Raw genomic sequence first — 12,814 nt, forward strand, 5'->3', positions numbered from 1 at the left:
GCCTGGTTGGGGCAATCGGACGCGTGGAGGACTAACCCGAAGCTAAACTAAGGTAATATCATGGCTCAGGTAAATATGCGTGACCTGCTCAAGGCAGGTGCTCACTTCGGTCACCAGACTCGCTACTGGAATCCGAAAATGTCGAAGTTCATCTTCGGCGCCCGTAACAAGATTCACATCATCAACCTTGAGCAGACTGTTCCTGCCATGAATGAAGCGCTCGACTTCGTTCAGAAGCTGACAGAGAGCAAGAACAAGATCCTGTTCGTTGGCACCAAGCGCGCCGCGGCCAAGGTCATCAAGGAAGAAGCAGAGCGTTCCGGCCAGCCTTTTGTTAACCACCGCTGGCTCGGCGGCATGCTGACCAACTACAAAACCATCCGTCAGTCCATCCGTCGCTACCGTGATCTGGAAGCCCAGAGCAAAGACGGTACTTTCGACAAGCTGACCAAGAAAGAAGCTCTCGAGCGCACCCGTGAAATGGATAAGCTCGAGCGTTCTATTGGCGGTATCAAGGATATGGGCGGCCTGCCAGATGCGTTGTTCGTTATCGACGTTGATCACGAGCGCATTGCTATCAAAGAAGCCAACAAGCTGGGCATCCCCGTTATCGGTGTTGTTGATACCAACAGTAATCCGGACGGCGTAGATTTCGTGATTCCGGGCAACGACGATGCCATCCGTGCGATCCAGATCTATGTGAAAGCTGTTGCTGATACGTGCCTTGAATCAGCACAGGCTGGCGGCGCAGGCGCTGACGAGTTTGTAGAAGTCAGTGAAGAAACTGCAGGAACCGCTCCGACTGCTGAGTGATGCATAAGCGTCACGTTTAAGATGTAAGGCCCGCCCGGGGGAGTCTCCGGGTAGGCTTCCCCACCGAATTCGAACAAGTTAAGAGGATTGAACATGGCTGCAATTACCGCTGCAATGGTCAAGGAACTGCGTGAGCGCACTGGCCTTGGCATGATGGAGTGCAAAAAGGCTCTGGTTGAATCTGAAGGCAGTGTAGACGCCGCGATTGAAGAGTTGCGCAAGTCTTCCGGCCTCAAAGCCGCCAAGAAAGCCGGCCGCACAGCCGCTGAAGGTGTTTCGCTGATCAAGATTTCTGACGACAACACCGCTGCTTACATTGTTGAAGTGAACTCCGAGACCGATTTCGTTGCTCGCGACGACAACTTCATTAATTTTGCCAACGACGTTCTGAACGTTGCCTTCGAGAAAGGCGAGACCGACGTTGCCAAGCTGATGGCAGGCGATCTGGAAGCCAAGCGCGAAGCGCTGGTTCAGAAAATTGGTGAGAACATCACTGTGCGCCGTGTTGTTGAAATCAAAGGCCCTGTTGTTGGTGGCTATGTCCACAGCACCAATAAAATTGCCTCTGTTGTTGCTCTGACGGCTGGTGACGCCGAGCTGGCTCGCGATATCGCCATGCACGCTGCTGCGGTTAACCCGCGCGTTGCAAAGCCGGAAGATATGCCTGCTGAAGAGCTCGAGAAAGAGAAGGATGTCATCAAGGCGCAGCCGGATATGGCAGGCAAGCCAGCCGAAATCGTTGAAAAAATGATGGGTGGCCGGATCAAGAAGTTCCTCAAGGAACACAGCCTTGTAGAACAACCTTTCGTTAAAAACCCGGAACAGACCGTAGGTGAGCTGATCAAGTCCGCCGGCGGCGAGCTGGTTGGTTTCATTCGCCTGGAAGTGGGTGAAGGCATTGAAAGAGAAGAAGTAGACTTTGCTGCCGAGGTTGCTGCTGCAGCTGGCACAGGCAAGGCCTGATTTTTCTCGGCGCTGTAACGGCCAGTTACAGTGCCACCTGAGTCTGCCACGTTGGTTGGAATTTTCCGGCTCTCGTGGCGGGCTTGTATCTGAGATCCCCTTTTTTCAAGGAGTATGTCAGATGCAAGCCTGCAATGCGTATCACTCCGGATAGCAGTTAACAGACGAAAAGGGGACCAGTATGCCGACATCATCGAAAAACCAGCCCAGATACAATCGTGTTTTGCTCAAGCTCAGTGGCGAGGCCCTGATGGGGGAGCATGATTTCGGTATTGATCCCAAGGTTCTGGATCGGATGGCACTTGAAATCGGTGCCTTGATCGGCATCGGCATTCAGGTTGGCCTCGTTATTGGCGGCGGCAATCTGTTCCGGGGTGCATCTCTGAGTGAGGCTGGTATGGACCGGGTTACCGGTGATCACATGGGCATGCTGGCAACGGTTATGAATGGCCTGGCTATGCGTGACGCCCTGGAGCGCTCAAACATCCGTACCCGCGTTATGTCTGCTATTCCCATGAGTGGTATTGTTGAGCATTATGATCGCCGCCGTGCTGTCCGTGATCTTAAAGACGGTGACGTTGTTATATTTTGCGCAGGTACCGGCAACCCCTTCTTCACAACGGACTCGGCAGCGTGTTTGCGTGGTATCGAGATTGAAGCAGATGCCGTACTGAAGGCAACCAAGGTGGATGGTGTTTACTCTGCAGATCCGCACCTTGACCCGACGGCGGAAAAGTACGACAAACTGACTTATGATCAGGTACTCGATAAAAAGCTGGGTGTGATGGACCTGACGGCCATCTGTCTGGCGCGTGATCACGGAATGCCACTGCGTGTGTTTGATATGAACCGTCCGGGCGCCCTCACGCGCATCGTGACTGGTGGGAAAGAAGGTACACTGATTGAATAACGGGTCTCAAAATAGCCCGACGAACGAATTGAGGAAAATCACGTGATTAATGACATAAAAGCTGAAGCCGAAAAGAAAATGGAAAAGAGCCTTGAGGCTCTGAACTCGGCCTTCAACAAAATCCGGACCGGCCGCGCTCATCCCTCCATCCTGGACAGTGTGATGGTTAACTACTACGGTCAGGAGACGCCGCTGAAGCAGGTCGCGAGCGTTAACGTGGAGGATAACCGTACGCTGGCTGTGTCCCCTTGGGAGAAGAATCTGGTACCGGTTATCGAGAAGGCCATTATGATGGCCGACCTCGGTCTGAACCCGGCAACCAGCGGTGATCTGATTCGTATACCGATGCCGATGTTGACCGAAGAAACCCGTAAAAACATGGTCAAGCAGTCGAAAGCGGACGCAGAGAATGGTCGTGTCTCTATCCGGAACGCCCGTCGCGATGCAAACAGCATGATGAAAGATCTGCTGAAAGACAAAGATATAAGCGAAGATGACATGCGCAGGGGTGAGGAAGAAATCCAGAAGCTTACAGATCGCTATATCGCTGAAGTTGAGAAGATGCTCAAAGCTAAAGAAGAGGATCTGATGGCGGTCTGATCGCCTCGGTTCACTTGTAAGCGAAACACGCGGCTGGCGGGGATTTTCTGCTGGCGGTACAGGGGATTTCATGACGGGAACAGTATCCGCAGAGATTCCGGTGTCGGCTGATAGCCGGCCCCGGCATGTGGCCATTATCATGGACGGTAATAACCGATGGGCCAAGGCGCGCCGGTTAAAAGGGGTGGCAGGGCACAAAGCCGGAGTGGATGCGGTGAAGTCTGTTGTTGAAACCTGTGCCCGGGAAGGGGTTGAGGTGCTCACACTGTTCGCTTTTTCAAGCGAAAACTGGCGTCGCCCAAAGGACGAAGTCTCCGCTCTGATGAAGCTGTTTGTTTTTGCCCTGGAGCGGGAAGTCAGAAAATTGCACCGCAATGACATATGCCTGCGCATTATCGGGGACCGCTCCGAGTTCAGCGCTACGTTACAGGAACTCATGGCCAAGGCGGAGGAGCTTACCTGTAACAATACCAGAATGACGCTCGTCATTGCCGCGAACTATGGCGGTCACTGGGATATTGCTCAAGCCGCAAGACAGCTTGCCGGGCAGGTGAAGGCGGGACAGCTTCAGCCATCCGACATTACTGACGATCTTATCCAGCAGCACCTGAGTATTGGTGACCTGCCCATGCCGGATCTTATGATTCGTACGGCAGGGGAGCAACGCATAAGCAATTTCATGCTTTGGCACCTGGCCTACACCGAGCTGTATTTTTCGCCTGTATTCTGGCCCGATTTTAAAGAAGACGAGATGCGCAAAGCGCTACAGGCCTATGCCGGACGCCAGCGCCGCTTTGGTCAGACGGATGACCAGATTACGGCCAAACCGTCACCACAATAACGAACCACGGCGACTCCTACTGTGCTCAAAACCCGGATCATAACCGCTCTTGTTCTTGCCCCCATCGCTATTGGCGGCACTTTTTTCCTGCCGCCCTTGGGTTTTGCGCTGTTTACCGCTGTGATTATCACATTGGGTGCCTGGGAGTGGGCCAACATGTCCGGTTTTGAGCAGCAGCCGGGCCGGATTGCCTATGCGATAGTGATCGCACTCGTTCTTTACGGCCTTCTGAGTGTGCCTGCTGTTGCAGTGCTTTGGCTTGCCCTTGTCTGGTGGATTGTCTGTTTTTTACTGGTTCGCAGCTATCCAGCAGGTTCAGAGCGTTGGGGCAGTGTGCCGGTGAGGGCGCTTATGGGCGTGCTGGTGCTGGTGCCCGCATGGGTTGGTCTGAACCATCTCCGGGCAGGCGGATTCCAGTTTGGCAGCACCGACAACAACCTGCTGCTCATTTTGTATGTGTTTTGCGTTGTGTGGGTGGCAGATATAGGTGCCTATTTTGCCGGCAGGGCCTTTGGTAAGGCCAAGCTTGCGCCGAGAGTCAGCCCTGGTAAGTCCTGGGCAGGCGTATGGGGCGGCTTGGCGGCCGTTGGCACCTTTGCCTTTATTGCCGGTGTTCTTGCTTCGGCCGGCGCATTTGAAACCGTTTTGCTGGTCATTGCGAGCCTGGTAACCGGCATGGTGTCGGTGATTGGAGATCTGCTTGAAAGCATGCTCAAACGCTTCAGAGGCATCAAGGACAGCAGTCGGTTGCTACCCGGACACGGCGGGATCATGGATCGCATCGACAGCCTTACTGCTGCGGTTCCGGTATTTGCGCTTATTATCACTCAACTCGGCTGGCTGACAGCGGTCGGGCACTTTTGAGTATGGCCGCTCGCTCCATTACGGTTCTTGGTGCCACGGGATCGATCGGGCTCTCCACTCTGGATGTTATTCGGCGCCACCCGGGGCGTTTTTCAGTGTATGCACTCACCGCCGGAACCCGTGCAGAAGAGCTTGCGGCGTTGTGCCGGGAGTTTCACCCCAGGGTTGCGGTGATGGCAGATGCTGGCGCAGCGCAAAAACTCGCTGAACTGTTGTCAGATTTCCCGGACATTTCTGTTCGAAGCGGAGAGGCCGGCTTATGTGAAGTCGCTTCCTCTCCGCAAGCCTGTACTGTTATGGCTGCTATTGTGGGGGCCGCCGGGCTGGCTCCCACGCTTGCCGCTGTCCACGCGGGTAAGCGTGTGTTACTTGCAAATAAAGAAGCGCTCGTTATGTCTGGCAAGCTGTTTATGGACGCTGTATCGGCTTCCGGCGCCGAGTTGCTGCCCATAGACTCCGAGCACAACGCGATCTTCCAGTGCTTGCCTGCAGGCAAGATTCGCGATCCGGATGGTGCCGGTATTACCCGGATTCTTCTGACGGCTTCCGGCGGGCCTTTTCGTGAGCATAGCGCTGAAGCCCTGCATTCTGTTACTCCGGCTCAAGCCTGTGCTCATCCGAACTGGTCCATGGGTCAGAAAATCTCTGTAGACTCGGCAACCTTGATGAACAAGGGGCTTGAGCTGATTGAGGCATGTTGGTTGTTTAACATCACGCCCGATCGGATAGAGGTCCACGTTCACCCGGAAAGTATTATCCACTCCATGGTAGAGTATGCCGACGGTTCTGTGCTGGCTCAGCTGGGCAGCCCGGATATGCGTACGCCCATTGCAAACGGGCTGGCTTGGCCGGAACGTATCGGTGCCGGGGTTGCGCCGCTCGATCTGTTCACGATAGGGCGGTTTCATTTTGAACGACCGGACCTGCTGCGCTTTCCCTGTTTGCGGTTAGCGGCCGAGGCCTTTAAAACAGGCGGTACAGCGCCTGCGGTGCTGAACGCTGCGAATGAGGTTGCAGTGGCCGAGTTCCTGAACGGGAACCTGGCTTTTACAGACATACCGATTGTTATTGAGAGAACTCTTGCGGCTACGCCGGTGGTGTCCGCAGACAGCTTTGATATCATATTCGCGAAAAACTCGGAAGCACGGCAGCGGGCGCGGGAACAGATCGGGCTGTTAACTGTCTGATATAAAATAAAGATTTTCGCCTGGCTTGGCGCCAATACCAGGAAAGCTATGCAGATTATTCAAACCCTACTTGCTCTTGCGCTTACCCTGGGCATACTCGTCACCCTCCATGAGTATGGCCACTTCTGGGTAGCGCGCCGCTGTGGTGTGAAAGTACTTCGTTTTTCGGTGGGTTTCGGCAAGCCGCTATTCTCTTGGTATGACCGCCATGGGACCGAGTTTGCCATAGCGGCTATTCCTCTGGGTGGCTATGTCAAAATGCTGGATGAGCGCGAAGGGCCGGTTCCTGAAGAGCTCAGAGACCAGGCATTTACCTCCAAGTCACCCTCCCAGCGGATTGCTATTGCAGCAGCAGGCCCGATTGCCAATTTTCTTTTCGCAATTTTTGCCTACTGGGTGCTCGGTGTGGTGGGTGTTACCCACGTTGCGCCGATTGTGGGCGACGTTGCCGGGAAGAGTGTTGCTGAGCGAGTCGGTCTGCAGGAAGGTATGGAGATTCATGCCGTTGACGGCCACCGGGTAAGCTCCTGGCGTGATGTGAACATGCGCATCCTCGAGCGTGCGGGAGAACAGGGTGAGATAACCCTGGACGTATCCAGCGGCGGAGCCCAGGGAGTCCTGAGTGGTGAACTCGGCGGCTGGGGTCTGAGTGAAGACACGCCCAACCCGCTTGCAGAATTCGGCATTACGCCGTGGCGGCCGGATGTGCCTGCTGTTCTTGGCCAGATTTCAGATGGCGGGGCTGCGCAGGGTGCAGGGCTTCAGGCAGGGGATCGCATTCTTGCGGTGAATGATCTACCAGTGGGTACCTGGTTTGATCTGGTAGATTTTATTCGCAATGCTCCCGGACAAACGCTGGCTCTTACCATTGAGCGCGCCGGCTCAGAGCGATTTGTTCAGATTACTCCGGAAGCAAAAAAACTGGATAATGGAGAGACAATCGGGTTTGTCGGTGCCGGTGTTGAAGCGGTTTCCTGGCCTGACAGTGTGATGCGAGACGTTCGCTACGGTCCTCTGGCGGCGATCCCTATTGCGTTGGATGAAACCTGGGCGGATACACGCCTTACCCTGGTTGCCATCAAGAAAATGGTTACAGGGCTGCTTTCGCCCAGTAACCTCAGTGGTCCGATTACAATTGCCCGGGTGGCCGAGGCCAGTGTCAGTTCGGGATTTGAAGATTTTGTTCGTTTTCTGGCTTATCTCAGTGTCAGCCTAGGTATTCTCAACCTGTTGCCAGTGCCGGTTCTGGATGGTGGTCACATAGTGTATTACACCATTGAGGCAATCCGCAGAAAACCGCTCTCGGACGAGGTTCAGGCGCTTGGGTTACGAATTGGTATGGCAATGATTCTCACATTAATGGTGTTTGCTCTTTACAACGACCTGATGCGGTTGTGAGAATTGCGGGCTCCTTACGCGCATTAACCAGGCGAAATAATTGAATGAGACGTTCTCTTCTAGGTCTAGCCGTTGGCCTCGCTGTTGCCGCAACCGGCATGAAGCCAGCTTTTGCAGATGAATTTACGGTTGCAGATATTGAGGTGGAAGGCTTGCAGCGTGTTTCTGCGGGTTCTGTGTTTTCCGCTTTCCCTGTCAATATTGGCGAGCAGATGGATGAAACCGAGCTGGCAGAGGCGATCAAGTCACTTTTCCGGACCGGGCTGTTCACGGACATAGATGCCAGCCGCGATGCCGGTACTCTCATCCTCACCGTGCGGGAGCGCCCTTCAATTACGTCGATCGACATTGAAGGCAACAAGAACATCGAAACTGACATGCTGATGGATGCTCTGGCCGGCGCCGGGCTTCAGGAAGGTCAGGTGTTCCGCCGGGCAACGCTGGAAAGGCTTGAGCTGGAGATTTTGCGCTCCTACATTGGTCAGGGCCGTTACAACGCCCGGGTAAAAGCAACGGCTGAAGAGCTGCCGCGCAACCGCGTAGCCATTCGACTGGATATTAATGAAGGTACCGTTGCCGCCATCCAGCACATCAACCTGGTAGGTAACCGCGACTTCAGCGACGAGGAACTGAGGGACCTCTTCGAGCTGCGGACCAGTAGCTGGTGGAACTCCCTTACGAATTCAGACAAATACGCGCGGGAACGCCTGAGCGGCGATCTGGAAACGCTGCGTTCTTTCTACCTCGACCGTGGTTACCTTGATTTCAATGTGGAATCCAGCCAGGTGTCCATTTCGCCAGATAAGCGGCAGGTCTTCATCGCGATCGCATTGAACGAAGGGTCTCAGTACACGATCTCCGAGATCCGGCTTCGCGGCAATCTCATTATTGATGAGGAGGAATTGCGGAAGCTGATTCCGGTAGATGAGGGGGATGTGTTCTCCCGTGCCCGCATGACGGCGATCTCGGAAACCCTGGCCTTCCGGCTGGGGAAGGAAGGTTATGCATTTGCCAGCGTGAATGCCGTGCCTGAGCCAAGCGATAACAACACTGCAGCCGTTACCTTTTTTGTTGAACCGGGTAAGCGAGCCTATGTTCGCCGCATCAACTTCGATGGCAACGTGTCCACCCGTGATGACGTCCTGCGACAGGAAATGACTCAGATGGAGGGTGGTATTGCCTCCTCGGACCGCATTGAGTTTTCCAAAACCCGCCTCGAACGGCTTGGCTTTTTCAAGGGGGTCAATGTTGAAACCGTCCCCGTGCCTGGTACGGACGACCTGGTAGATGTTAACTACTCCGTAGAAGAACAGCCAACGGGTAGCCTCTCTGCTTCTGTGGGCTTCTCTCAGGATTCCGGTGTTATTCTTGGTGCTAACGTCTCTGAAAATAACTTCTTCGGCACCGGCAAGCGCGTATCGTTTGGTGTGAATGTCAGTGATTCGGTCAAGAGTGCCAATATTGGTTACACCGACCCTTATTACACTGTAGATGGTGTTAGCCGGGGATTCAGCATTTTTGCCCGTGAAACCGACTTTGAAGAAGAGGATATTACTTCCTATCTCCTGGATGAGTATGGCGGACGTCTTACGTTTGGTTACCCTACGGACAACATCACGCGATTGAACTTCGGGGCGGGATATACGCTCTCCAAGGTCAACGGCGGCGTGTTCACTTCGCAGGAAGTGCGCGAATTTATAGATGAAGAAGGCGACACATTCAATAACTACTTCCTGTTTGGTGGTTGGCGCCGCAGCACACTCAACCGTGGTGTGTTGCCCTCAGACGGCTACAGCCACTCATTGTCACTCGATGTTGCGGTGCCTGGCAGTGATCTCACGTTCTACAAAGTGAGCCACAAAACCGACTTTTACTTCCCGCTCACAGATACCAATCGCTGGGTGCTGCGCACCAGAACAGACATTGGTTACGGGGATGGCTATGGCGACCGTTCAATCATGCCATTTTATGAACACTATTTTGCAGGTGGTTACGGCTCGGTCCGTGGCTATCAGGCGAACTCCCTCGGAAGGCGCGCCACCAACGCGCCCAACGATTTCTCTGACCCCGATCCTTTCGGTGGTAACCTTCTTACTGAGGGTTCACTGGAGCTGATATTCCCGACCCCGTTCGCCGGAGATAGCCGCTCGATGCGGACGGCGTTTTTCCTGGATGCCGGACAGGTATTCGATACGGACCGGGGATTTAGCCCAGAGCTGAAGGAGGTGCGCTTATCGGCCGGCGTCGGTTTCCAGTGGATTACAGCGGTAGGCCCATTGGCATTCAGTCTGGCCAAACCGCTTAACGACAAGCCTGGTGACGATACTCAGATATTCCAGTTCTCACTGGGTCAGACATTCTGAATCAGACACACAAGAAACAAGAACGAATGAAAAACAGGAGCCTTATTATGTTCAGAACTTTGCTGATGTTTGCCGCAGCTGTTTCACTGGCAATGCCTGCCGTGGCCGAGAGCCGTATTGGTGTTGTAGATCTGCGTCAGGCTTTGTTTTCGTCGGAGGATGCCAAGACGTTCAGTGAAAGTCTCCAGAAAGACTTTGCTGGCGACGAGGAGAAAGTCCGCGAAACTCAGGAGGCTGCCCGCAAACTGAAAGAGCGTCTGGAAAAAGACGGTGCGATGATGAACGAGAGCGAGCGTAACAAGCTTGCCGGTGAATTCCAGGAGAAGGTTAAAGAGTTCAACTTTCTCAAGCAGCGTCTCGACTCCACCGTTAACCAGCGGAAGCAGGCGTTTCTTGAAGAGGCTCGCCCGGAGGTAGATGCGGCGGTGAAAGAACTGCTCGAAGAGCACGACCTTGACCTGATTCTGCCTAGTGAAGCTGTCGTTTATGTGAAGCCGGAAATGAACCTTACCCCGCAGCTTCTGGATAAGCTGAACCGTTAAATCCTGCCGGAGAGCCTTCGGGTTCACGAGCGTGTTGTGGAGCGCGTGATGACAGAAACGTCTTACCGGCTATGCGAGATCGCAGAAGCTCTGGGGGCAGAGCTCCGGGGCGACCCTGAAACCCGGATTTCAGGCCTCGCGACTCTGGAGGCAGCTGGCCCGGATCAGCTCAGCTTTCTGGCAAACCCCGCTTACGCAAAGCACCTGTCTGATACCCGCGCTGCAGCTGTTATTCTATCGCCTGCGGCCGCGGTAGATCGTCCGACCAATCTCCTGTTACTCGATAATCCGTATCTGGGCTATGCTCGGCTCAGTCATTGGTTCGATCCTGCACCCGTCGCGCCGCCAGGCATTCATCCTTCGGCCGTGGTTGATGCCAGCGCGACAATAGCGGTCAGCGCCAGTATCGGCCCTAACGCCGTTATTGAAGCGAATGTTGTGATTGGCGAGCAAGTTGTCGTTGGGCCAGGGTGCATTATCGGAGCTCGAACCAGCATTGGCCCAGGCTCCATTATCCGTCCCAGAGTGACCCTGGCCCACGATGTCGTTGTGGGGCAGCGCTGCCATATCCTCAGCGGTGCGGTGATTGGTTCTGATGGATTTGGTTTTGCCAACGAGAAAGGCCAGTGGCATAGAATCGCGCAACTCGGGCGTGTTGTCCTGGGTGATGATGTTGAAGTTGGCGCGAATACAACGATTGACCGTGGCGCACTGGATGACACGGTTATCGGCAATGGCGTGAAACTCGACAATCTCATTCAGATTGCTCACAACGTTCGCGTTGGCGACCACACTGCCATGGCTGCTATGGTCGGGATTGCGGGTAGTACACGGATTGGCAGTCACTGTGTTTTTGGTGGAGCCGCCGGAGTGGCCGGGCATCTGGAAATTGCCAACCAGGTGCACCTTACCGGCATGACCCTGGTAACCGGAGATATTCGGGAACCGGGAGTCTATTCTTCTGGCACCAGCGCAGACACGAATCGGCAATGGCGCAAAAATGCTGTACGTTTCCGCCAGTTGGATACGCTGGCACGGCGGATAAAGGAACTGGAAAAGAAATCAAAGGGCTGAGGCCGATCAAAATGATGTACATCGATGAAATACTGGAATACCTGCCGCACCGCTATCCGTTTTTGCTGGTGGACCGGGTTACCGAGATTGAAAAGGCCAAGTCGATCAAAGGTTACAAGAACATCTCGTTTAACGAGCCATTCTTCGCCGGCCATTTTCCAGGCAACCCGATTATGCCGGGTGTGCTGATTATTGAGGCCATGGCGCAGCTTTCCGGCATTCTCGGTTTTGTGACGGTGGGGCGGAAACCTTCGGATGGGTTAGTCCAATATCTGGCCGGCTCCAGTAAGGCGCGTTTCAAACGCCCCGTGTTACCCGGAGACCGACTGTGTTTGGAGTCGGAGTTTATCTCGGGAAAACGCGGTATCTGGAAATTTGAGTGTCGCGCACTGGTCGATGGTGAGGTGGTTTGCGTGGCAGAGATACTGACCGCTGAGAGAGAAGTTTAATGGCGACAAATGACTGGTCGGGTATCCATCCTCAGGCGATTGTAGATCCATCAGCCAAGCTTGCGGACAACGTAACGGTCGGCCCATGGAGTTACATAGGCCCGAACGTTGAGATTGGCGAAGGCACAGAGATTCTTTCTCATGTGGTTGTGAAAGGACCAACGGTAATCGGCCGGAATAACCGGATTTTCCAGTTTTGCAGTATCGGTGAGGAATGCCAGGATAAAAAGTATGCAGGGGAACCAACCACATTAGTGGTCGGCGACAACAACGTTTTTCGCGAGAATTGCACCGTTCATCGGGGCACTGTGCAGGATAAGGGTGAAACCCGTATTGGCAGTAATAATCTGTTGATGGCTTATGTTCATGTGGCCCATGACTGTGTCATTGGCGACAGCATCATTCTTGCTAATTGCGCAACGCTTGCCGGCCATGTAACGGTGGGTGATTACGCCATTCTGGGCGGTGGCACCATGGTGCACCAGTTCTGTCATATTGGCTCGCACAGCATGGCGGCCGGTGGCAGTATCGTGCTCAAGGATATCCCGGCTTATGTTATGGCGGCTGGCCAGTCGGCTGAGCCTCACGGAATGAACGTTGAGGGCCTTAAACGTCGGGGCTTCGGCAAAGAGGTTTTAATGACTCTGCGCCGGTCTTACAAGATCATATACCGCCAGGGGCTTACAACAGAGCAGGCTGTTGAAGCGCTGGAAGATGCCTATGCCGATACGCCGGAAGTGCGTGTGCTTATCGACTCCCTGCGCGGAGCTCATCGCGGCATTATCCGCTGAGCTGGCAGGAGCCTTGTTT

At 54.3% G+C, this 12,814-nt stretch carries 13 protein-coding genes; all 13 read left to right on the forward strand.

What is annotated here, in order from left to right:
* Positions 1-60 precede the first annotated feature (60 nt).
* The 13 genes from rpsB to lpxA all read left to right on the forward strand — a co-directional run bounded on the left by rpsB (position 61) and on the right by lpxA (position 12,795).
* Positions 61-813 carry a 30S ribosomal protein S2 gene (rpsB, locus tag ACN0V1_RS16035; RefSeq protein ID WP_417545955.1) on the forward strand — a complete coding sequence of 251 codons (753 nt, stop codon included), beginning with the start codon at positions 61-63 and terminating at the stop codon, positions 811-813.
* A 93-nt stretch (positions 814-906) separates the two neighbouring features.
* Entirely contained in the window at positions 907-1,776 is an 870-nt protein-coding gene (gene tsf / locus ACN0V1_RS16040; protein WP_417545956.1) for a translation elongation factor Ts, read from the forward strand.
* 181 nt (positions 1,777-1,957) lie between these two features.
* Positions 1,958-2,686, forward strand: coding sequence for a UMP kinase (pyrH, locus tag ACN0V1_RS16045; RefSeq protein ID WP_291948757.1), 729 nt, complete (start codon positions 1,958-1,960; stop codon positions 2,684-2,686).
* 42 nt (positions 2,687-2,728) lie between these two features.
* Positions 2,729-3,286 (forward strand): ribosome recycling factor, encoded by a 558-nt coding sequence (frr, locus tag ACN0V1_RS16050; RefSeq protein ID WP_339782139.1) that lies wholly within the window; start codon positions 2,729-2,731, stop codon positions 3,284-3,286.
* A 70-nt stretch (positions 3,287-3,356) separates the two neighbouring features.
* Entirely contained in the window at positions 3,357-4,127 is a 771-nt protein-coding gene (gene uppS, locus ACN0V1_RS16055) for a polyprenyl diphosphate synthase (RefSeq protein ID WP_417545957.1), read from the forward strand.
* A gap of 21 nt (positions 4,128-4,148) precedes the next feature.
* On the forward strand, positions 4,149-4,991 hold the full coding sequence (locus ACN0V1_RS16060) for a phosphatidate cytidylyltransferase (RefSeq protein WP_417545958.1): 843 nt from the start codon (positions 4,149-4,151) through the stop codon (positions 4,989-4,991).
* 2 nt (positions 4,992-4,993) lie between these two features.
* Positions 4,994-6,178, forward strand: coding sequence for a 1-deoxy-D-xylulose-5-phosphate reductoisomerase (ispC, locus tag ACN0V1_RS16065; RefSeq protein ID WP_417545959.1), 1,185 nt, complete (start codon positions 4,994-4,996; stop codon positions 6,176-6,178).
* 48 nt (positions 6,179-6,226) lie between these two features.
* The gene (gene rseP / locus ACN0V1_RS16070; protein ID WP_417545960.1) at positions 6,227-7,576 is read left to right on the forward strand and encodes an RIP metalloprotease RseP; all 1,350 of its coding nucleotides are present in this window, start codon (positions 6,227-6,229) and stop codon (positions 7,574-7,576) included.
* A gap of 44 nt (positions 7,577-7,620) precedes the next feature.
* Complete coding sequence (gene bamA / locus ACN0V1_RS16075; protein WP_417545961.1) at positions 7,621-9,939, forward strand: outer membrane protein assembly factor BamA; 2,319 nt, start codon at positions 7,621-7,623, stop codon at positions 9,937-9,939.
* A 47-nt stretch (positions 9,940-9,986) separates the two neighbouring features.
* Complete coding sequence (locus ACN0V1_RS16080) at positions 9,987-10,481, forward strand: OmpH family outer membrane protein (protein ID WP_417545962.1); 495 nt, start codon at positions 9,987-9,989, stop codon at positions 10,479-10,481.
* 48 nt (positions 10,482-10,529) lie between these two features.
* Positions 10,530-11,555, forward strand: a complete 1,026-nt coding sequence (gene lpxD, locus ACN0V1_RS16085; RefSeq protein WP_417545963.1) for a UDP-3-O-(3-hydroxymyristoyl)glucosamine N-acyltransferase — start codon at positions 10,530-10,532, stop codon at positions 11,553-11,555.
* An 11-nt stretch (positions 11,556-11,566) separates the two neighbouring features.
* On the forward strand, positions 11,567-12,004 hold the full coding sequence (gene fabZ / locus ACN0V1_RS16090) for a 3-hydroxyacyl-ACP dehydratase FabZ (RefSeq protein ID WP_417545964.1): 438 nt from the start codon (positions 11,567-11,569) through the stop codon (positions 12,002-12,004).
* Positions 12,004-12,795, forward strand: coding sequence for an acyl-ACP--UDP-N-acetylglucosamine O-acyltransferase (lpxA, locus tag ACN0V1_RS16095; RefSeq protein WP_417545965.1), 792 nt, complete (start codon positions 12,004-12,006; stop codon positions 12,793-12,795). The genes fabZ and lpxA overlap by 1 nt, the downstream gene beginning before the upstream one ends.
* Positions 12,796-12,814 lie beyond the last annotated feature (19 nt).

It is taken from the genome of Marinobacter sp. (genome assembly GCF_048266785.1).
In the GTDB taxonomy this organism is placed as follows: Bacteria; Pseudomonadota; Gammaproteobacteria; order Pseudomonadales; family Oleiphilaceae; genus Marinobacter.

Bases quoted from the DNA above. Each gene is read 5' to 3' on its own strand.
- rpsB (WP_417545955.1), top strand. From the start codon at position 61: ATGGCTCAGGTAAATATGCGTGACCTGCTCAAGGCAGGTGCTCACTTC.
- tsf (WP_417545956.1), top strand. From the start codon at position 907: ATGGCTGCAATTACCGCTGCAATGGTCAAGGAACTGCGTGAGCGCACT.
- pyrH (WP_291948757.1), top strand. From the start codon at position 1,958: ATGCCGACATCATCGAAAAACCAGCCCAGATACAATCGTGTTTTGCTC.
- uppS (WP_417545957.1), top strand. From the start codon at position 3,357: ATGACGGGAACAGTATCCGCAGAGATTCCGGTGTCGGCTGATAGCCGG.
- ispC (WP_417545959.1), top strand. From the start codon at position 4,994: ATGGCCGCTCGCTCCATTACGGTTCTTGGTGCCACGGGATCGATCGGG.
- rseP (WP_417545960.1), top strand. From the start codon at position 6,227: ATGCAGATTATTCAAACCCTACTTGCTCTTGCGCTTACCCTGGGCATA.
- bamA (WP_417545961.1), top strand. From the start codon at position 7,621: ATGAGACGTTCTCTTCTAGGTCTAGCCGTTGGCCTCGCTGTTGCCGCA.
- ACN0V1_RS16080 (WP_417545962.1), top strand. From the start codon at position 9,987: ATGTTCAGAACTTTGCTGATGTTTGCCGCAGCTGTTTCACTGGCAATG.
- lpxD (WP_417545963.1), top strand. From the start codon at position 10,530: ATGACAGAAACGTCTTACCGGCTATGCGAGATCGCAGAAGCTCTGGGG.
- fabZ (WP_417545964.1), top strand. From the start codon at position 11,567: ATGATGTACATCGATGAAATACTGGAATACCTGCCGCACCGCTATCCG.
- lpxA (WP_417545965.1), top strand. From the start codon at position 12,004: ATGGCGACAAATGACTGGTCGGGTATCCATCCTCAGGCGATTGTAGAT.